Origin of the sequence: Arcanobacterium pluranimalium, assembly GCF_016907845.1 — a bacterium.
GTDB lineage: Bacteria > Actinomycetota > Actinomycetes > Actinomycetales > Actinomycetaceae > Arcanobacterium_A > Arcanobacterium_A pluranimalium.
The window spans coordinates 1,730,670-1,749,926 of the sequence record NZ_JAFBCS010000001.1 but is presented as its reverse complement, the minus strand read 5'-3'; the positions used below and the strand labels follow the sequence as shown (position 1 = coordinate 1,749,926).

The window sequence follows — 19,257 nt, the reverse complement described above, 5'->3', positions numbered from 1 at the left end:
GCTTTAGATCAAGATTGAATCGTGCGATATGGCTTCAGAGGTAAAAACTAAGCGCAGCGTGAGTCGAATATTTCCTGATCGGCTCATTGAAAAAGAGTTGCTTGATCAGTTGCGTATTCGACACGAAAACCCTGTTCTTGCTGGTGTGGATGAAGTTGGGCGCGGCTCGTTAGCAGGCCCGGCATCGGTTGGAATTGCGCTGATTGATTCGAATACTTCTGACGCCTTTCCACAAAAATTGCGAGATTCGAAGCTGTTGTCTGCGCAAGTTCGGCAGGATTTGGTGGCACCCACTGAACAGTGGGTGTTAGCTGCTGCAGTGGGTCATTCGACGGTTGAAGAAATTAACACCTGGGGTATCGTTGCTGGCTTACGAGCCGCAGCGCGACGCGCCGTAGATGAGCTGTATCAGCGTGGGTTTCATTTTGATGCTGTGTTACTCGACGGCTCACATGACTGGTGGAGTGCCGATCAAACGGGAGTTCTATTCGATGAAAGACCTCAGTTACCGGATGTGCCTGTGCATACAGTTGTTAAAGGCGATGCGCGATGCGCAGTCGTTGCCGGTGCTTCTGTTTTAGCTAAGGTTTCGCGAGACTCGCTGATGGAATCTTTAGCGCAGGAGTTTCCGCATTACGATTGGGATAACAATAAAGGGTATTCTTCTGCGAAACACGTGGCCGCATTGAAAGAATTTGGCGCTAGCATTTATCACCGAACGGCATGGAAATTGCCAGGTATTTCTAGCTCAGGGAAAGGACGATAATGAGCGAACTCGAGAATTATGAGGCAGAGCGCGAATTGGCGTTATATCGCGAATATCGCGATGTAATTAATCTTTTCCGATACGTGGTAGAAACCGAGCGCCGTTTTTATCTTGCAAATGATGTGAATGTGAATGTGCGTGGTTCTAGTTCCGGCGATATTTTCTTTGAGGTAATACTGACTGATGCCTGGGTTTGGGATATTTATCGTTCTTCTCGTTTTATTCGTAGCGCGCGGGTAGTGACGTTCAAAGACGTAAATGTCGAGGAACTTAATAAACCAGATATATCGCGCGAATTGGATTTTGAGCGAGAGTAGAAGAAAAGAACCTCTGCGCGAGAGCGATTTGGCATATCCTAAGCTCCTGACTACTCGTAGCTCCTGACTACGGATCAGGAGGTTGGGGCGAGTGCGAGAGTTAAGGTACTTGTGATGATGAGAAGGAAACGCTTGATTCGAAATAGTTTCCCACAGCACCTCTAAACGTTTATACAGTCCACAACAAAAGTTCGTCAGCAAATATCAGTCGATATTTCTGGTGAAATCAGAGCATGCTGAATGAAACTTTTTATGTTGAAACTCCACTCGTTGCAGAGTTGCTTCATTGCTCGCGTCAGGATCTCGGGAGATGGGGCGAATCCTGCGCTCGTCGTTATCTTGAAGAATGTGACTTCGTGGTGCACGAGACGAACTGGCGCACTCGTGGCGGCGAGCTTGATATTATCGCCTTCGACCCAGCGCGTGGGGCAATCGTTGCTATAGAAGTAAAAACTCGACGGCAAACTGCTACCGGGCAACCAGAAGAAGCAATTACTCCAACGAAGTTGCGCCGCATACGTGCACTCCTCGTGGAATGGGTAGTTAAAACGGCGATACATCCAAACCGATTAGCTATCGATAGTATTGGTGTGCGTGTTCAGATGCAAGGCTACACCTTGAGCCACGTCAAGGATATAGCATGAATACGGCACAAGTAGGAAGATCGCATACCATCAGTTTGCTTGGCTTGAATGGAACTAGCGTGCTGATTGAAGCTGCGTTATTGAGTGGACTGCCTAATTTTATGATCGTCGGCCTGCCGGATGCGGCCGTTAATGAAGCTAAAGAAAGGTTGCGAGCTGCTTTTCAAAATGTCGGTCTGCAATGGCCGAATATGCGTATCGTGGTCAATCTTTCGCCAGCAGATCGCGCGAAATCTGGTACAAGCTTCGATTTGGGGATTGCTGCGGCGATATTAAGTGCCCAAGGTTTTCGAGAGCTGCCCAAGAAAACAATGATATTTGGTGAGCTAGGCCTTGATGGAACAATCAGGGCTGTGCGCGGGATTTTGCCGGCCGTACTGGCAGCTCAGCAGGAAGGCTTCGACTGTGTGATTGTGCCGCATGAAAACTGTGCTGAAGCACAGTTAGTTTCTGGCATAGAAGTTACCGGAGTGTCGCACATTGCTGATTTCGCCGCAATGCTAGGGGCAAAAACTGGGGATAAAATAGCTAAATCACCTGTTAGTGGAGCTGTCAACCAAGCTAAACAATCCTTTGATGAAACAGGCGGATCTGGGAATATCGATCCAGAAAACAATAAAACTTTGCTTGATGTTGCCGATGTCTGCGGGCAAGATGAAGCAATCCATGGACTTGAAGTGGCAGCATGTGGTGGGCATCATGTGCTTTTGATAGGCCCACCCGGCGTCGGGAAAAGCATGCTCTCTGAACGTTTCGTTGGATTTTTGCCTGATCTTAGCCCTGAACATGCCGTTGAAGTGGCCGCAATTCAATCCGTTTTTGGGAAGTCCGTGCGAGCTTTGCCTTCGCGACCGCCGTATGCAGCTCCTCACCACACTGCGAGTACTGCTGCGCTCATCGGTGGGGGCAATGGAATACCGCGACCAGGGGCAATAACCCGAGCCCACCACGGTGTGTTATTTTGCGATGAATTTCCAGAATTTTCTACGTCGGCGATTCAAGCGCTTCGCCAACCTTTGGAATCGGGGCATATTGAGCTGTATCGTGCACGTGCTCGCGTAAGCTATCCAGCTCGATTCCAATTAATAGCTGCAGCGAATCCGTGCCGTTGTGGATACTTACTCGACGCAAACGGACGGTGTACATGCACGCCGCGCGAGCGATCGTCGTACCGAATAAATTTAGGTGGGCCAGTTCGTGACCGTATCGATATGCGATTACTTTTGCGGCGCCCCACAAAAGCACAGCTCAAGATCGGCGGACAGCACTCAACTGCGGCGATCTTAGACAGGGTGAGTACCGCGCGTGAGCGTCAACAACGACGAAATTCTGAGATCCAATTGGAGGGAAGAGCAGCAGTCATTCCCAACAATGCGCAGTTGCCAGGGAATTGGCTTCGTAAGAACACACTCAGTGATTCGCAAGTCTCGCGCATGCTCGAGAATCAGATTTATGAGGGAAAACTCTCGATGCGAGCTTTTGATCGCATACTGCGCATTTCTTGGAGTCTTGCTGATTTGAATGGGCATGACAAACCGAGCGATGAGGATCTGAGTCAGGCTTTCATTCTCCGTGGTGAAGAAATTGAGGTGTGAAATGATGGTTAATAGCGTTAATGGTGGGCAACGTCGTCTTGATGAGGAGCATGCGGCTGCCATCGTATGGACGCAGATCACCGAAGGTGGTGATAAACAAGCCAATAATTGGATAGAAAAATTTGGTTATGCCCAGGGGCTGAGTCGCATACGGAACAGTCACAATAGCCAAAATATGACTGGATATGGTTCAGCTGAGGTCGTGTCCAGTGTGAAGCGATGGAAAATGAGACTCGAGAGTCTTGCGCCATTTGATACGTCAGTGTTAGCTAAACTAGGAATCTCAATAGTTATTCCGGGTGATGAATACTGGCCTGAGCAGCTCGAGGATTTAGGTTCAAGTAAGCCAATTGCCCTGTGGGTGCGTGGAAATCCGGGTATTTTGCGAGCGCCGATGGTATCGATTGTGGGATCGCGAGATGCGAGCAGCTTAGGTATGCGAACCACCTTAGAATTCGCACATGATCTAGCCAAAGACTTTGTTGTGGTTTCTGGGGGCGCATTTGGAATCGATGCCTGGGCGCATAAAGGTGCGCTCTCGGGTGGAGGAAAAACGATTGTCGTTTCCGCCGGCGGGGTTGATCGTTCCTACCCGAAAGCAAATCACGAACTTTTTACGCAGGTTTTGAAAGAAGACGGAGCTATCATTTCGGAGTCGCCGCTGGCAGCAGCTCCGCAACGATATCGCTTTTTAGCTCGTAATAGGATCATCGCTGCGTTAGGCAGTGGCACTATCGTTGTAGAGGCATCGTTTCGATCTGGTGCGCTCAACACTGCTCGGCATGCGTTAGCAATTGGCAGGGAAGTTGGAGCTATTCCTGGATCGGTTGAATCTCATTTTTCGGCTGGCTGCAATGAACTTATTCGCAATGGTGGTACCTTGCTCATGAATCCAAGTCATGCACGAGAAATGCTCGGAAGTATCGGACAACTGAATATTTTCAGTGAAGCTGGGAATATTGATTGTTTTGCTGGAGCGGGAGCCGATGATGGCTACGACGCAGATACTGAGCGCGTCTTTGATGCGGTTCCTCTTCGTAAAGGTGCTTCAACGGAAAGCATCGCACGTTTGGCTGGAGTGAATGTTGAAGCAGTTCGTTCAATCTTGGGTAAACTGTTACTTGCGAGAAGAGTTGAACACAATCTTGGTCTATGGGTAAAGCGAGGTGCTGGTGGCAAAAACGAATGATCACAACAGTTTTGTGGCGCTGCCAGCGTCTATTAGCAAGATTGTTGACGAATATGCCACTTTTTTGAGTGTAGGCCGGGGATATTCGCCGCACACGGTGCGTGCATACGTCAACGAAGCGGAATCTTTTTTGGAGTTTTTGTTCAAACAAACTGATTTTGCTGTTGCTGCAGAACTCGATAGTGCAGGATCAGGCAGTGCAAAGCCAGGCAAAATAGAACTAGATGGTGCAGAACCAAGTAGTGAAGAACTACCAGGTAGTGAAGAAGTAGACGACGCCGTCGCCCTACTCAAACATATCGATGTGACCGATATGCGCAGCTGGCTTGCTGAAAAATCAGCTGCGGGACACGCTCGTGCTTCTTTGGCTAGGCATTGTGCATCCCTAAAAACTTTTTCACATTGGCTCTTTAAATCAGGAATTGCTGATGCTGATGCCGGATTGCGGATACAAGCGCCACGAGCAGCAAATGAACTTCCGACTGTGCTCTCGCGTACTCAAATGGATACATTTCTCGATTATCTTAAGCAGCGTGCAGAATCTGGTGAGCCATTTTGCGTCCGTGACTGGGCGATATTTGAACTTATTTATGCAACAGGTATTCGCGTTAGTGAATGTGTAGGCCTTGATCTGGGAGATTTGCTTGATGATGGCACACTTCGCGTAGTAGGTAAAGGTAATAAAGAGCGTATCGTGCCAGTTGGGGCGCCCGCTTGGAATGCTTTGGAGATTTGGCTTGCGAGCCGCCAGGAGGTGCTAAAAGGGAATACGAATGCCGTCTTTTTGGGGCAACGCGGTGGTCGCATCGATCAGCGCGCAGTGCGTGAACAGTTACATAGGCTCACTGCACAAGCCAATGTTCCAGATATAAGTCCACACGACTTGCGTCACTGTGCGGCCACCCATCTGCTCGACGGCGGTTCAGATTTGCGCATTGTGCAAGAGATTCTCGGCCATTCATCTCTTGGTACAACACAAAGGTATACGCACGTCTCTACAGATCGTTTGCGGAAAGCCTTTGGATTAGCTCATCCGCGTGCCTGAGTAAACGCGCTCGATAACGGCGCCGTGTAGATCATATTGGAGTCTGCCGTTGGTCGCGTGCCTATTTGATCAGCCTTACAACATAAGGTTCTAGGAGATTCAGTGGATTAATATACGTATTGGCATCTGTTTTTGCTCCCCAATGCAGGCAAATGCCATGTGAGCAGTGGCCGGGAATTACTAGGCCGATCAGATCAGAACGCCGCACATGTGTTCCAACACTAAGCTCACTGGTAACAGGCTCGTAGGTGGTGCGGATCCCTGATTCGTGGGTAATGGATATTACCGGACGAGAATCGATCACTCCTACAAAGCTCACCACGCCGTCTGCAGGAGCGAATACTCTCGGATCCGCATCGGCTTTAAGATCAACTCCGCGGTGCCCGGGCTCCCAATTGTGCTCGCCGATTTCGAAAGCACGAATTACCGTACAATCCTGGGAAAGTGGACAACGATAGGGAGTAGTTGGCATCGGATTGAGAACTGAATCGATGTAGTCATTCCATTGCACAGCCGGATCTTTGATTCGGTCTGGAGGAGTATTGCGTATCTTCTCCGGCGCGTATGAAGAATGTTGGAACTGAGCCAAATCTTGAGCGAAGCGAGAGGCGAGGTTACTGCCATAGTTGCAGCTCAGGGTATTAAAACTGAGCATCAATACGAGGATATGTGGTGTTAGAAAAGTAATCATGCGCCTATCATCTCGCTTTGCAATGCGCGATTGAGAGCAAGCGGAACGGGCTGTGGAAGAGCTGCGCAGAAAACGAGAATGTGGACAAGTGAAAGGCTTGCATGTGCGAAAGTTCTGCCGGGTGTATTCGAATATGTCCGCCAACACACCTATTTGCGTCGATCTAACTAGCATTTTCGCGTTGCTCTTGAGTAAAATGAAAAGGCTGTAGAGTGGCAATATTGTGAACAATGTATTGCTCTCCAGACTTCGCGTATGCCTTGCCTGCGGGGTTACTTATCTTCGGTGCGAAACTCGTTTCGCGTAGGTAGGTAAATGCATACCAGGGTCTGAAAACAATCCCGTTTTCAGATATCAACCGATAATCGCGGTTCGCCGCACTAAGAAAGGACGACCATGGCAGTCGTTACAATGCGCCAGCTGCTTGAAGCTGGTGTCCACTTCGGTCATCAGACCCGTCGCTGGAACCCAAAGATGAAGCGCTTCATTCTCAATGATCGCAATGGCATCTACATTATTGATCTTCAAAAGACGGTTGACGATATCAACCGCACCTATGACTTCGTTAAGGAAACCGTGGCACACGGTGGAAATATCCTTTTCGTCGGCACCAAGCGTCAGGCTCAGCAGCCGATTCGCGAGCAGGCCGAGCGCGTTGGTATGCCATACATTAACGAGCGCTGGCTCGGTGGTATGCTCACCAACTTCCAAACCGTTCACGCACGTATTCAGCGTCTGAAGGAACTCGAACTCATCGATTTCGATGACGTCGCAGGCTCAGGTCGCACCAAGAAAGAACTTCTCATGATGCGTCGTGAGAAGGAGAAGCTTGACCGCACTCTCGGTGGTATCCGCGATATGGCCAAGACGCCTTCGGCTATCTGGATTGTTGACACCAACAAAGAGCATTTGGCAGTTGCCGAAGCTAAGAAGCTCAACATCCCAGTTGTTGCTGTGCTCGATACCAACTGTGATCCAGACGAAGTTGATTACGCTATTCCAGGTAACGACGACGCCATCCGCTCGATCGAAATTCTCACCCGCGTCGTCGCTGACGCTGTAGCCGAGGGTCTTCTTGCCCGCGGTGGCGCAAAGGGCAACGTGGAGCAGGTTGAAGAAGAGCCTATGCCAGAGTGGGAGCGTGAAGTTCTTGCTGGTGAGGGTGAGGCTGCTCCTGCTGCTGAAGAAGCCGCTACTGAAGAAGTAGCCGCAGAGAAGACCGAAGAACCACAGGCCTGAAAACCTAAATTTCCGGAGGGAAAATAATGGCAAATTACACTGCCGCAGACATCAAGGCGCTTCGCGATAAGACCGGCGCTGGCATGCTCGACGTAAAGAACGCTCTTCAGGAAGCTGAGGGAGACGTTGCTAAGGCTGAAGAAATTCTTCGCCTCAAGGGACTCAAGACTGCTGCAAAGCGCGAAGGTCGTACCGCATCGGACGGTCTCGTTCTTTCCAAGATTGTTGACGCAGAAGACGGCCAGATTGGTTACATCGTTGAAGTTAACTCTGAAACGGACTTCGTGGCTAAGAACGAGAAGTTCATTGCTTTTGCTGAGGAAATTCTCGAAGCAGCCGTTTCTGTTGGTGCAACATCCGTTGAAGAAGTTCTCGCAGCTCCTCACGCTGATGGCACCATCGCAGACCGCGTAAACAACTTCATCGGCGTTATTGGCGAGAAACTCGCAGTTGGTCGCGTTGAGGTTATCAAGGGTGCACACCTTGAGTCTTATATGCACCGTACCGCTACCGATCTTCCACCACAGGTGGCAGTTATCGTAGCAACAGACGACGCCGCAGCATCAGTTGCACACGACGTCGCTGTACACATTGCTGCGCTCAGTCCAGAGTACTTGACCAGCGAAGACGTTCCAGCAGAAGTTGTTGAGAACGAGCGTCGTATCGCAACCGAGCTCACTCTTGCTGAAGGAAAGCCAGAAAAGGCTGTGCCAATGATCGTTGAAGGTCGTCTCAAGGGCTTCTTCAAGCAGATCGTGCTGGTAGAGCAGGCATTTGCTCGCGATCCAAAGCTCACGGTTGGCCAAGTTATCGCCTCCTCTGGTGGTAACGTCACTGGCTTCGTGCGCGTTCGCGTTGGAGAATCTGCTGCTGAATAATCAGCATAATTAGCGTATATTCTTTCATATTTTGTGGGTGGCAAACAGTATTCACTGTTTGCCACCCACACCACATTCTCAGTTGAGATATATCGCGCCAGATCACTGTCTTCTTGCATCAAAGTTAGATAACTCTTAGATTCACAGTGCTATAAAGTGAGACTTGTTGAGAATTAACTTAAGCTGAGCTTGGTGAAGTCTCCTATATGTGAAGTCTCCTGTATAAGAAGTCTCCTGTGTAAATTGTGCTGTTGAGAAAGGTATTATTATGTGCAGTAAAGTGACGTGTTCAGCGTGTGGAAAGGCAACCTGGACTGGCTGCGGTCAACACATTGAAACGGCTTTGGCAGGTGTGCCACAGTCAGAGCGTTGCACGTGCGAAAAGGCTAATAACGCCGGGATTTTTGGTCGGATTTTTGGCCGCTAAACGTTAAAACGCTAAAAGTTAATTACTTTGCGCAATAGCAGCCACCAACTGCGGGTAACCGTTTCACGTTTTTGCTATGTTTCGCTGAGTCGTTGCTGATGTCTCGCTGCATGTCACCGTTTTGGCCGTCTCACCCCGTGTAAACCAGTGTTTAATTACACTAGCTCGTAGTAGAGGTCAGCGCAGGCATTCATGAGCTCGGTGTCATGCGTGACGAGAATGACTACCTTGCCTCGTTGGGCAAGCTTTTTCAAAGCAGTTGCAACGGACTGGAGATGCTTCCAATCGAGACCCGAAGTTGGTTCGTCAAAAACGTAAATATCTCTGTCCATCATCGTGGCAGTGGCAACGACGAGCCGCTGTTTTTGCCCACCAGAAAGCGCCAGTGGGTGGTAGTGGCGCACAGCGTCGAGATTAAACAAATCAAGCGCATCGTCGAGTTGCGAATTATCGCCACAGTGCGTTGTGGAACGCTGGCCGATAGTGAGTTCAGCCTCCACGGAATCAGAAAATAATTGACGGTTGACGTCTTGCATCACGAAATACGAGCGCGCGAGCCGGGAGCGCTGAGTTAGCTCTTCGCCATCGAGCAGTATCTTTCCACTGCGTAATTTATGAAGTCCGACGAGCGTCCTGTTGAGAGTGGTTTTTCCAATGCCGTTCTTGCCCCCAACAGCACTCACTTTTCCGCGCGGGAAATGCAGATTCGGCAATTTCATAATTTTTCTGCGATTGTGGAGCGCGATTCTCACTTCGTGCAGGCGCAAGCCGGTTGTGTTGTTGCCGTCAGCGGAGTCCGACGACGAAACTCCGCTTCGCGCACCAACTCCGCTTCGCGCACCTACCTCACGTTGTGTTTCAACCGCGTTCTGGGTACCGGTATCGCTTGGCATACGAGCGTCGCTAAGTGCGTAAACATCCGCATTAGCGATATTTTCGGGGCATGAGTCAGATGCTGTATCGCTAACTTTCAGGGGGAAAGTTGGAAAATGTGTCGAAACTGTTGGTCTACGCAACTGCCGCAAACCGAAACGAATGCGGGCGTCGTCGTCCATAGAAAAGAACTCGCTAGCAGGCATATCGGCCCTAAGGCTGCCGTCGATAACGATTGCGCGGTCAATAATTCCTTCTAAGAAGTAAAAACGATGCTCAGCAATCACGATGGTGGCACCACTTTGTTTGATTTTTTCCAATGACGAGCGGAATGTTTCAATACTTGCCGCATCGAGACTCGACGTGGGCTCATCGAAAACGAAGATCTCAGGACGTTGAATAAATGCAGCTGTGGTGGCTATGGCCTGCCTCTCGCCGCCAGAGAGAGCAAATAGCGAGCGATCGAGCAGATGAGTCGCATGTAAATCAGCTGCACCTTGCTCAATTTCTCGTCTGATCTGCGCCGGATGCACAGCGCGATTTTCCAAGGAAAAAGCTAATTCAGAATACACATTCGTGGTAAAGAACTGCGTATTGGGATTTTGAAATACGTTTGCTACGTGCCCTCCGGTGTGCCACAGCGGCTGTATGCTAGGGCAGAACGTGCCTTGCCGGCTATGGATATTTACCGTGCCGTGTAAATCGCCGCCATTGTAGTGGGGAATTAGTCCGTTGATAAGTTTGAGCAAAGTGGATTTTCCGCCGCCGGATGGGCCAGTCACGAGTACGCATTGGCCGCGAGGAATTCGCAGGTCTAAGGCAATAATTGGCTCGTTGGGTTCAGTCGCACTTGACTCCTCATTGCCATAGGAAAAGCGAAGCGCATCGAATTCAATGTGAAATGCATTCGTCGTCATCTCAGAGCGCTCCTTTTACCGCAGCCACAAAAACACCCAAAAAGCACAATAATGCAGCATGAGCGCATACATCACGCCATGTTATGCCGATTGCTACTACCGAAGTTGCTCGATTGGGCGCGCCAAGACCTCGCGTCATTGCTGATGCGGAAATATCGTCAGCGATTTGTAACGTGCTGCCAAGGAGTGGAACTACCAGGTATTCGGCGGTGCGAATCGGATGAATGAGAAAATGCCACGACGAAGAGAATAGACCGCGCAGGCGCATCGCATCCCAAATTGCGCTCGCTTCGTTCAACACCGCTGGAAAGAAGCGAAACATGATCGCAATAGGAATTGTAAAAGAGCGTGGCAGGCGCCACCGTTCAAGAGCCGCGAGCAAGGCAGCCGGTTGTGTGCTGGCCAGCAGCCAGGCGTTGACTGTGAAAATGATGCTTAAGCGAGTTCCGTATTCGCCGATAACCAAGCAGATGTCTGAGAAAAACGACTCGGTGTACAGGCCGCAGGCAAGCACAACAGCAAATATCGCCAGTATTGAAGCACAGAGGAGCAAAAGCTTCCACAGCTGATCCATAAGAATCACGGCTGTGGTGAGCGCCAGAGCAAAGAGCGTTACTGGAAGTTTGACGACGCTGATTGTGCACAGGCTGATGACGACGGCGAACACAATTTTCGTGCGTGGGTCAAGGTGCGTTGTGGTTGCGTTCGGAAAGTATGAGCTAGGCATGTGTCTAAGCAATTCCGGCTTTCTTAAAATGCTTTGTGAGCATCTTTTGCCCAATGGCCGAACCGACGATGGAAAATATGAAGATTCCTAAAGCGATCAACGCGATGAACATTGGGTTGAGTGAAAGATCTATGACGTCCTGGGCGTACTGCAGTGATTTTTCACGCGAGTTGACGAGCATATTTCGATATTCTTCCGCGTTGAGCCAGATAGGGATAATCGGCCCGAGCGCCCAGAGCTGAAATACGGGATATGCCCAGAAATTTACGTGTTTTGATCGGTATTTTCCTAAGCCAATAATGACTTCGGTAATGACTGCGCAGATCACCACAAGTGCCAGTGATGGCCAGCCGTGAATCATCGATATGAACACGCCGAAAATAATACCGAAAAGAAAAATCATTCCGCCGTGTTTTACCCGCGACAAGAAGAGCTGAAAAACTATGCCGCCCAAGGGTGCTGAAATGACGAGCGCTAGATAGATCCACACTGGTCCGGCAGCTGCCAGGGCATTGAGAGACATCGCGATGAAATAAAGAACCAAAAATACGCCGATATTGATCAGATCTTTTGGCGACATCGAAAAAGTCATTTCTGGCATTTTTCCATTCTTCGGTTCGAAATTTTAGTGACATCATATAAAGCTAATGCGTAAATTATATGAGAAAAACTCTAAGCTTGCTCAAGAAGCTCCAACTATTTCGAGACTTGCTACTTTGATCGCCTTTTGCGCAAAACACGAGTGCGGGAAAATGTTGGTGCGTGCGCTAAACGCTTGTGTTCAATAGCATGGCGATCATGATAGCCATCGCGCCAGAATATAAACGACAGAACCAAGGCTGCGATAAATATCATGGCGATAACTACATAAGCTGTAGCAATGCCGAAGTACCAATTGATATTGGCCGGCGTGCCGCGAGTTGCAAAGAATATCGCAGTGACGAGTGCGGTTCCGATTGCCGTTGCCATGCGCTGAGCTGTTTGGATTACTCCGCCGGCGGTACCGCCATAGCTCGCTGGCACGTCGATCATAGCTTGTGTTTGGTTTGCCGAGCCCATGGCGCCTCCGCCAAATCCAGTAAAGACAAGGGGGAGTGCAAACCACCAAAACGATGCGCCGTGGTGTACGCTCCACACCACAATGACCATCCCGAGAGCTCCAAATAAAATCAAAGCAATGGCAATAGCTTGAATTCCGCGCCCGTGATCATAAGAGCGTTTCCCAGCCCACATGGCTGCGTACGCTGAAATCAATGCGTTGGGAAGCGTCACCAGCCCCGAGGCGAGGGCAGATACGCCGAGTCCGTCTTGTAAAAAGATTGCCAAAACCACGAACATTGATGGAGCGCCAAGAAATTGCAAGGCAGAAATGCCGGTCGAATAGGAAAAAGACTTAATCCGGAAGAGATCAAGATCCACCATCGGCAAATTTCCGCGTTTCTTGTAATAGTGCTCCCAAGCTGACCACAATCCAAGAAGAGCGAATCCAGCGACGATAATGAACCATTTCCAGCCGGGTGCTTTGACCATAAATGGCAACATGATGGCGAGCACGGCGATTCCCAGTAAGCACATTCCCACCGGGTCAAGATCGATTTTGTTGCGATGCTTTGTGCTTTCATGTGTAGATTTTGCTGGTTGTTCAGGAATGGCTTTCTCATTGCCCTTAGGCGAGCGCTGCGGGGTTTTCGACTTGCGGCTAAAGAGCTTTCTTTCGGTCTTAAAAGGAAGCCAATAAAGAGCTAAGAGTAGCCCAATAATCCCGAGCGGGGCATTGAATGCGAATGAGAGCCGCCAGCCCATATCGGCGCCGAAAAATGCGATAAAAAGGCCAGAAAGCACTGGTCCAGCAGCTACAGACATCGAGACGACGAGTCCGAAGTACGCAAAGGCTTTGGCTCTGCTCCGACCATTAAAATACTGGATGATCAAACCGGTGATTTGAGGTGAAAAAATACCTGAAGCGAGTCCTTGTACAAAGCGCAAAAGATTGAGTTCTACAGCTGAGTTGGCAAAACCTAATGCCAAAGACGAAACCGTAAAGATTGCCAAACCCAGCGAAAACATGAAGGAGCGGCCGAGCATGTCACCGAGCCGGCCGGCTGGCACGAGGGTAATTCCTATCGCCAAGGTGTAGCCAGATAGCACCCACTGCAACTGTGAGTCAGTAGCTTTGAGAGACTCTTGCATTGCTGCGAGAGCTGTATTTACCGACGAAACTTGGAGCAGCGACATCATGAGCGAGACCAGCAGCACGATCAGGATTCTATTGCGGTCGTATACGCGCTTTGAACCGTCGACTTTTATGTATCGAGAGTTTTTAAGGCGATCGTTGGGTGTACTCGCATCAGGCATAAAACAGTTTCGCAATCCTTCTATTAATCTCGGAACACAATTGGTACGCAATCGGAACGCAATCGGAACATAAAAAAGAAACGCCGGAAAACGGCGTCGTAGGAAAATACTATCGAATTAAAGCGAGTTAATGAATGTTGAATAGTGTGACGTTGGGAGTGAAACTAGTTGGAGATCGCGGTGATTTGGTCCTTGCTAGGGTAGACTTTTCATGAGTGATTTTGCTGAAAGGAATGCTAATGCAATCGGAGCATTGTGCTGGAGATTGGAATAAAGACCACCAGCGTCGAGTATTGTTGAAACTTTCTGGAGAACTATTTGGCGGTGGAGCTGTTGGCCTCGATACGGCCGTACTCACCCGAATAAGTCAAGAGATTGCGGCTGCTGTCAACGATGGCGTGCAGGTTGGAGTCGTAGTTGGTGGAGGTAATTTCTTCCGCGGGGTGGAACTGCAAGAGAACGGAATGGACCGTGCACGTGCAGACTACATGGGCATGCTCGGCACAGTGATCAACGCCGTAGCATTGCAAGATTTCCTCGAGAAAGCGGGGGTGCCGACGCGCGTGCAAACAGCTATCACAATGGCGCAGGTAGCAGAGGCATATATTCCGCTTCGTGCGATTCGACATCTGGAAAAAGGTCGCGTCGTTATTTTTGGTGCGGGTGCGGGAATGCCATTCTTCTCCACCGATACCGTCTCGGCGCAGCGTGCCCTTGAACTGCGTTGCGATGAACTATTAGTTGGGAAAAACGGTGTGGACGGCGTTTACACAGCTGATCCTCGCACTAATCCCGAAGCTGTTAAACTTGACACAGTAACGTACGACGAAGCACTGCGGGAAGGACTGCGAGTGGTTGACGCTGCAGCATTCTCGCTGTGCCAAGATAATGGTTTGACGATGCGGGTATTTGGTATGGGCACGCCCGGTAACGTGACGCGTGCGCTCCGCGGAGAAAAAATCGGTACTCTTGTAACTAATCAGGACTTGCAGGATTAAGGAATTGCCATGATTGATGAAGTAATGCTCGAAGCAGAAGAAAAGATGGATAAGGTCATTGAAGTTGCTCAAAATGACTTTTCGAAGATCCGTTCCGGACGTGCAAACCCGGAGCTGTTCACATCGCTCATGGTGGAGTACTACGGTGCGCCGACGCCGCTCCAGCAGCTTGCAACAGTGTCGATTCCTGAAGCACGCACAGTGATTATCTCGCCTTATGACCGTTCGGCGATGCGCGATATTGAGCGGGCGATCAGCGAGTCTGATCTCGGTCTTAATCCTACCGACGACGGTCAAGTGCTCCGTATTAATATGCCAGTACTGACCGAAGAACGACGCCGCGATTACGTCAAGTTAGCAAAGGCAAAGGCTGAAGAAGCTCGCGTCTCGGCTCGTTCAGTGCGACGCAAGGCCAAGGACGCTTTAGACCGTATTAAGAAAGACGGCGAAGCTGGCGAAGATGAAGTCGATCGCGCTGAAAAAGAACTTGAAGCGCTCACGAAGAAATACGTCGATCGTATTGACTCAATGCTCGAAGGTAAAGAAAAAGAACTCATGGAGATGTGATTCTTTTTTGCATTGAGGATAAAGAATGAGTCAGTTTTATGATGCGGGGCAAACCTCGACCATATGGTCGAGGTTTGCCCCGCATCCACCGAAGCCACCAGTTGAGTCACATTCGCGTGCTGGGAGAAATTTGCCGGCTGCGATAGCAACAGCTGTTATACTGTTGAGTCTTGTTGCGCTGTCGTTAGTATTTCGGCTTGAGCTATTCCTTGTGCTGGTGATCGTGTTCCTCACGATAGGAATGTGGGAAATCACTGGAGCTTTTATGGCGCGCAATATTCGTATTCCGCTTATTGCGCTCTCGATTGGCCAGTTAGTGACGCTGCTAGGAACGTGGTTCTTCGGAATTGGCGTCGGTCTGTTGCTGTTCTTGTTTGCCACAGGTATAGCGATGCTTTGGGGACTAGGCCAGGCCAACGGCGTCGACCGCAATTTTAAAGATGCTATTGCCGGATCCTTTGCGCTCGCTTGGATTGGATTGTCGGGGTGCTTTGCAGTTGGGCTGGCAGATTTTCCCCATGCGCGTGCGCTGCTCATTTCCTTAATCTTGCTCCCGGTGGCCAATGATACTGGAGGTTGGCTTGCGGGAATTCTCTTTGGCAAGCACCCAATCGCTCCTAAGATTTCACCCAAAAAATCTTGGGAGGGATTTATTGGGTCGCTGCTCCTGAGCTTATTGGTAGCGTGGCTAACAGTGGGAATTGGGGCAGGTCTATCAGCTGGTTGGGTCGTTGCTTTCGGCGTGATTACCCCGATCATTGCAACCGCGGGTGACTTCTCCGAATCGATGTTGAAACGCGATTTAGGCATCAAAGATATGGGTTCTATTTTCCCTGGTCATGGGGGAATGTTGGATCGCCTTGATTCCTTGTTATTTTGTGCACCAACCTTTTATTTTCTCTTCTCGATTGGTTTAGGGACGCTGTAGGCTTGATGAGCATTTATTACGGATTGGTGTGAGATGAAAAAACAGGTTCTTCCAAAAGTGGAGCAAGGTCCACGCCCCTCGTTGAGTTTTACCGAGAAGCGCTTCGGTAAAGCTCCACAGCATCTCGCTGATCTAGATCGAGCCACTCGCCGCGCCGTGGTGGAGGATTTCGGTTACCGTGGGTTTAGAGCAGATCAACTTTCGAACCACTATTTTGAGCATTTGACTGTTGATGCAGCTGATATGACTGATTTACCAGCCGATCAACGTGCTGATTTATGCGAGAAAATGTTCCCACAGCTCGTGACGAAGATTCACGATCAAATTGCCGATCAAGGCAAAACCATCAAAACTTTGTGGAGGTTATTTGACGGTGCTGTAGTTGAATCTGTTTTGATGAAATACGCTGATCGCGCTACGTTGTGCATATCCTCGCAGGCTGGTTGTGGAATGGCATGTCCTTTCTGCGCTACCGGGCAAGCGGGTTTGCAGCGAAATCTCAGCACAGCGGAGATTATCGAACAGCTTCGTATGAATATGGTAACTGCGCACTCGGGAGTATTTGGCGAACCAGTGCGTATATCCAATATCGTATTTATGGGTATGGGGGAGCCATTAGCTAACTACAAGTCTGTGATCGGCGCATTGCATCGGATGATCGAACCCTCTCCACACGGATTTGGCATTTCTGCGCGCAATATTACCGTTTCGACGGTCGGGATGGTTCCTGCGATTGACCGGCTTGCAGACGAAGGATTCCCCGTTACATTAGCAGTGTCTTTGCATGCGCCAGATGATTCGCTGCGAGACGATCTCATTCCAATCAATTCCCGTTTCAAAGTGAAAGAATTATTGGATGCGGCGCGGCGATATTTCCTCAAAACTGGTCGGCGTGTGTCGATTGAGTACGCGCTCATTAAAGATATGAATGACCATCAGTGGCGCGCTGAGCTTCTCGCACACGAGCTCAACGCACGTGGCAAGGGCTGGGTGCACGTCAATCCCATCCCATTGAATCCCACTCCGGGAAGTATTTGGACTGCCGCCACAAAATCTGCTGAAAAGAAATTCGTTGATACACTATTGAAGGCAGGTATTGCCACAACTGTTCGCGATACTCGCGGTTCAGATATTGACGGTGCCTGCGGGCAACTAGCTGCTGAAGTCGTGGATCCTGATCATGTGGCCAAGCGAGCTGCTAAAGCACAACAAGCGGTAGAAGCTCGGATTGCTGAACACAGAAAAGCTCCCGATAATTTACAACAGATTCTCAGCGAGCCAATAATAAACGAAGAAGAGGATGAATCATGAGCAGTACTTTTGAACGTGTGGGTCGGCTTCACTCTGGATACGACTGCGAAGAAGTAGATAGCTTTTTGCGTGAGGCAAAAGCGGCTTATGCCAATTTCTCTCATGAAGGCGCTGAACAGAGCGCGGATACTCCTGCCATTGATGAGACGACGGTTCGCAATGCTTCGTTCTCGTGGAGCCGAAATGGCTATAATCCAGTGCAGGTAGATGCGGCTCTTGACCGTTTAGAAGCAGCGTTCATTCAACGGCGCCGAGCTGGCGTTATGTATACCGCTGGAGAGCAAGCATGGCTCGAACAGACTTATAATTCAGCAACTACGTTGTATCCGCGCATGCTGCGCCCAGAGGGGGAACGCTTTGCTGATGCTGATGGGCGTGGATATGCCAAATCGGAAGTTGATGAATTCTTGGACCGAATTGCAGCCTATTTTGATGGAAAAGCTAACCTGGCTTCGAAAGAAGTTCGCCGCACTCATTTTCATTCGGCTTCTGGTGCCGATGCTTATGACGAATCGGTAGTAGATGTTTATCTTGATCGTGTTGTATCAGTTCTCATGGCAGTTGAATAATCGCAGATGAAACACGTCATTATTCTGGGATCCACAGGTTCAATCGGAACGCAGGCGCTCGACGTCGTACGCGAACATCCACACACCTACCAGATAGATGGACTCGGTGCTGGTGGGCAGAACCTCACATTGCTCGCGCAGCAGGCTTATGAATTCGATGTTCCGTACGTCGCGATCGCACAGCTTGGGAAAATACCGGCATTTCTTGAGGTTTTTGCGCAAATCACGCCTAAAAAGCAACAGCCGGAAGTTTTTGAGGGCGACGACGCGATGGCTCAGCTCGCGCGAAGTGCAAGGTGTGAGGGCGTCGTCCTCAATGGAATAACTGGATCGGTGGGTTTGAAGCCGACTCTCGCCGCCTTGGAAAGCGGTGCTACACTTGCGTTGGCAAATAAGGAATCCCTGGTTGCTGGTGGCGGCCTCATCAGCGGGGCAATGCGTCGTCCAGGGCAAATTGTGCCGGTAGATTCCGAGCACTCAGCCCTAGCTCAAGCACTCAGCTCTGGAGTTCATAACCGCGGGCTCACGAGCCTGAACCTCGACGGCGAATCGAATGTGCGTCGTCTGATTTTGACCGCTTCCGGCGGGCCTTTCCGCGGGAAGAAACGTGCCGATCTAGCTGCTGTTTCTCCAGAACAAGCCTTAAATCATCCCACTTGGGCGATGGGGCCAGTAGTGACGATAAATTCCTCGACGCTGATGAACAAAGCGCTCGAACTCATTGAAGCCGCATATTTATTTGATATCGCGCCACAAGATATTGTGCCCGTTGTGCACCCGCAGTCGATAGTGCATTCAATGGTGGAATTCCACGATGGGTCGACTATCGCGCAGGCTTCACCTCCGGATATGAAACTTCCAATTGCGCTAGGACTCTCATGGCCACAGCGTTTAGAGGCGGTGGCTCAACCGTGTGCATGGGATGGAGCACAAACGTGGACTTTTGAGCCATTGGATCACGAGACTTTCCCTGCAATTGAGATAGCGCGCATGGCGGTGGCGCAGTCCTCGCTGCACCCTGCAGTGATGAATGCCGCTAATGAAGAGTGCGTGGCGGCATTTTTAGCAGGCGCTTTGCCATATTTGGACATCGTCGATGTGGTGCGCGAAGTGCTCGACTCTTTTGAAGCACAGGAGCATGTGAGCTTGGAGATTGTAGGGCAAACAGAGCGATGGGCGCGCACACAAGCCCGTGAACTGATTGCACGTCGAGGTAAATAG

Annotated in this window: 19 protein-coding genes; 14 read left to right on the top strand and 5 right to left on the bottom strand. The window is 50.0% G+C overall.

Features of this window, described 5'->3' with window-relative positions:
- The first annotated feature begins 28 nt into the window (after positions 1-28).
- From JOD55_RS07590 to JOD55_RS07565, 6 genes are all read left to right on the top strand, one after another.
- Complete coding sequence (locus JOD55_RS07590) at positions 29-766, top strand: ribonuclease HII (protein ID WP_204399418.1); 738 nt, start codon at positions 29-31, stop codon at positions 764-766.
- Complete coding sequence (locus tag JOD55_RS07585; RefSeq protein ID WP_204399417.1) at positions 766-1,083, top strand: DUF2469 domain-containing protein; 318 nt, start codon at positions 766-768, stop codon at positions 1,081-1,083. Before JOD55_RS07590 ends, JOD55_RS07585 begins: the two co-directional genes overlap by 1 nt.
- 233 nt (positions 1,084-1,316) lie before the next feature.
- Positions 1,317-1,727, top strand: coding sequence for a YraN family protein (locus JOD55_RS07580; RefSeq protein WP_204399416.1), 411 nt, complete (start codon positions 1,317-1,319; stop codon positions 1,725-1,727).
- Positions 1,724-3,322, top strand: coding sequence for a YifB family Mg chelatase-like AAA ATPase (locus JOD55_RS07575; RefSeq protein WP_204399415.1), 1,599 nt, complete (start codon positions 1,724-1,726; stop codon positions 3,320-3,322). The genes JOD55_RS07580 and JOD55_RS07575 overlap by 4 nt, the downstream gene beginning before the upstream one ends.
- A 1-nt stretch (position 3,323) precedes the next feature.
- Positions 3,324-4,511, top strand: a complete 1,188-nt coding sequence (dprA, locus tag JOD55_RS07570) for a DNA-processing protein DprA (RefSeq protein ID WP_204399414.1) — start codon at positions 3,324-3,326, stop codon at positions 4,509-4,511.
- Positions 4,495-5,556 carry a tyrosine recombinase XerC gene (locus JOD55_RS07565; RefSeq protein WP_338022227.1) on the top strand — a complete coding sequence of 354 codons (1,062 nt, stop codon included), beginning with the start codon at positions 4,495-4,497 and terminating at the stop codon, positions 5,554-5,556. Before dprA ends, JOD55_RS07565 begins: the two co-directional genes overlap by 17 nt.
- 61 nt (positions 5,557-5,617) lie before the next feature.
- On the opposite strand, the gene JOD55_RS07560 is transcribed toward JOD55_RS07565, so the two are convergent.
- The gene (locus JOD55_RS07560; RefSeq protein WP_239538988.1) at positions 5,618-6,247 is read right to left on the bottom strand and encodes a M23 family metallopeptidase; all 630 of its coding nucleotides are present in this window, start codon (positions 6,245-6,247) and stop codon (positions 5,618-5,620) included.
- Between the two features lie 396 nt (positions 6,248-6,643).
- Between JOD55_RS07560 and rpsB the strand changes: the two genes are divergently transcribed.
- Together rpsB and tsf are read left to right on the top strand one after the other, a co-directional pair.
- Positions 6,644-7,486 (top strand): 30S ribosomal protein S2, encoded by an 843-nt coding sequence (gene rpsB / locus JOD55_RS07555; RefSeq protein WP_204399413.1) that lies wholly within the window; start codon positions 6,644-6,646, stop codon positions 7,484-7,486.
- 26 nt (positions 7,487-7,512) lie between these two features.
- The gene (gene tsf, locus JOD55_RS07550) at positions 7,513-8,364 is read left to right on the top strand and encodes a translation elongation factor Ts (RefSeq protein ID WP_204399412.1); all 852 of its coding nucleotides are present in this window, start codon (positions 7,513-7,515) and stop codon (positions 8,362-8,364) included.
- A gap of 582 nt (positions 8,365-8,946) precedes the next feature.
- On the opposite strand, the gene JOD55_RS07545 is transcribed toward tsf, so the two are convergent.
- The 4 genes from JOD55_RS07545 to JOD55_RS07530 all read right to left on the bottom strand — a co-directional run bounded on the left by JOD55_RS07545 (position 8,947) and on the right by JOD55_RS07530 (position 13,663).
- Complete coding sequence (locus tag JOD55_RS07545; protein WP_204399411.1) at positions 8,947-10,581, bottom strand: ATP-binding cassette domain-containing protein; 1,635 nt, start codon at positions 10,579-10,581, stop codon at positions 8,947-8,949.
- A gap of 1 nt (position 10,582) precedes the next feature.
- Positions 10,583-11,308 carry an energy-coupling factor transporter transmembrane component T gene (locus JOD55_RS07540; RefSeq protein WP_204399410.1) on the bottom strand — a complete coding sequence of 242 codons (726 nt, stop codon included), beginning with the start codon at positions 11,306-11,308 and terminating at the stop codon, positions 10,583-10,585.
- Between the two features lie 4 nt (positions 11,309-11,312).
- The gene (locus JOD55_RS07535; protein WP_204399409.1) at positions 11,313-11,909 is read right to left on the bottom strand and encodes an MptD family putative ECF transporter S component; all 597 of its coding nucleotides are present in this window, start codon (positions 11,907-11,909) and stop codon (positions 11,313-11,315) included.
- 110 nt (positions 11,910-12,019) lie between these two features.
- The gene (locus tag JOD55_RS07530) at positions 12,020-13,663 is read right to left on the bottom strand and encodes an MFS transporter (RefSeq protein ID WP_204399408.1); all 1,644 of its coding nucleotides are present in this window, start codon (positions 13,661-13,663) and stop codon (positions 12,020-12,022) included.
- Positions 13,664-13,902: 239 nt separating this feature from the next.
- Here JOD55_RS07530 and pyrH point away from each other — a divergent pair, with 239 nt between their 5' ends.
- From pyrH to dxr, 6 genes are read left to right on the top strand one after another with little or no spacing between them, the layout of a single operon-like run.
- Positions 13,903-14,661 carry a UMP kinase gene (gene pyrH, locus JOD55_RS07525; protein WP_204399407.1) on the top strand — a complete coding sequence of 253 codons (759 nt, stop codon included), beginning with the start codon at positions 13,903-13,905 and terminating at the stop codon, positions 14,659-14,661.
- A gap of 9 nt (positions 14,662-14,670) precedes the next feature.
- Entirely contained in the window at positions 14,671-15,228 is a 558-nt protein-coding gene (gene frr, locus JOD55_RS07520; RefSeq protein ID WP_204399406.1) for a ribosome recycling factor, read from the top strand.
- 25 nt (positions 15,229-15,253) lie between these two features.
- Positions 15,254-16,156, top strand: coding sequence for a phosphatidate cytidylyltransferase (locus JOD55_RS07515; RefSeq protein WP_204399405.1), 903 nt, complete (start codon positions 15,254-15,256; stop codon positions 16,154-16,156).
- Between the two features lie 33 nt (positions 16,157-16,189).
- Entirely contained in the window at positions 16,190-17,467 is a 1,278-nt protein-coding gene (gene rlmN / locus JOD55_RS07510) for a dual-specificity RNA methyltransferase RlmN (protein WP_204399404.1), read from the top strand.
- Complete coding sequence (locus tag JOD55_RS07505; RefSeq protein ID WP_204399403.1) at positions 17,464-18,036, top strand: DivIVA domain-containing protein; 573 nt, start codon at positions 17,464-17,466, stop codon at positions 18,034-18,036. Before rlmN ends, JOD55_RS07505 begins: the two co-directional genes overlap by 4 nt.
- Before the next feature lie 6 nt (positions 18,037-18,042).
- A complete protein-coding gene (dxr, locus tag JOD55_RS07500; protein WP_204399402.1) occupies positions 18,043-19,257 on the top strand; it encodes a 1-deoxy-D-xylulose-5-phosphate reductoisomerase in 1,215 nt (404 codons plus the stop codon).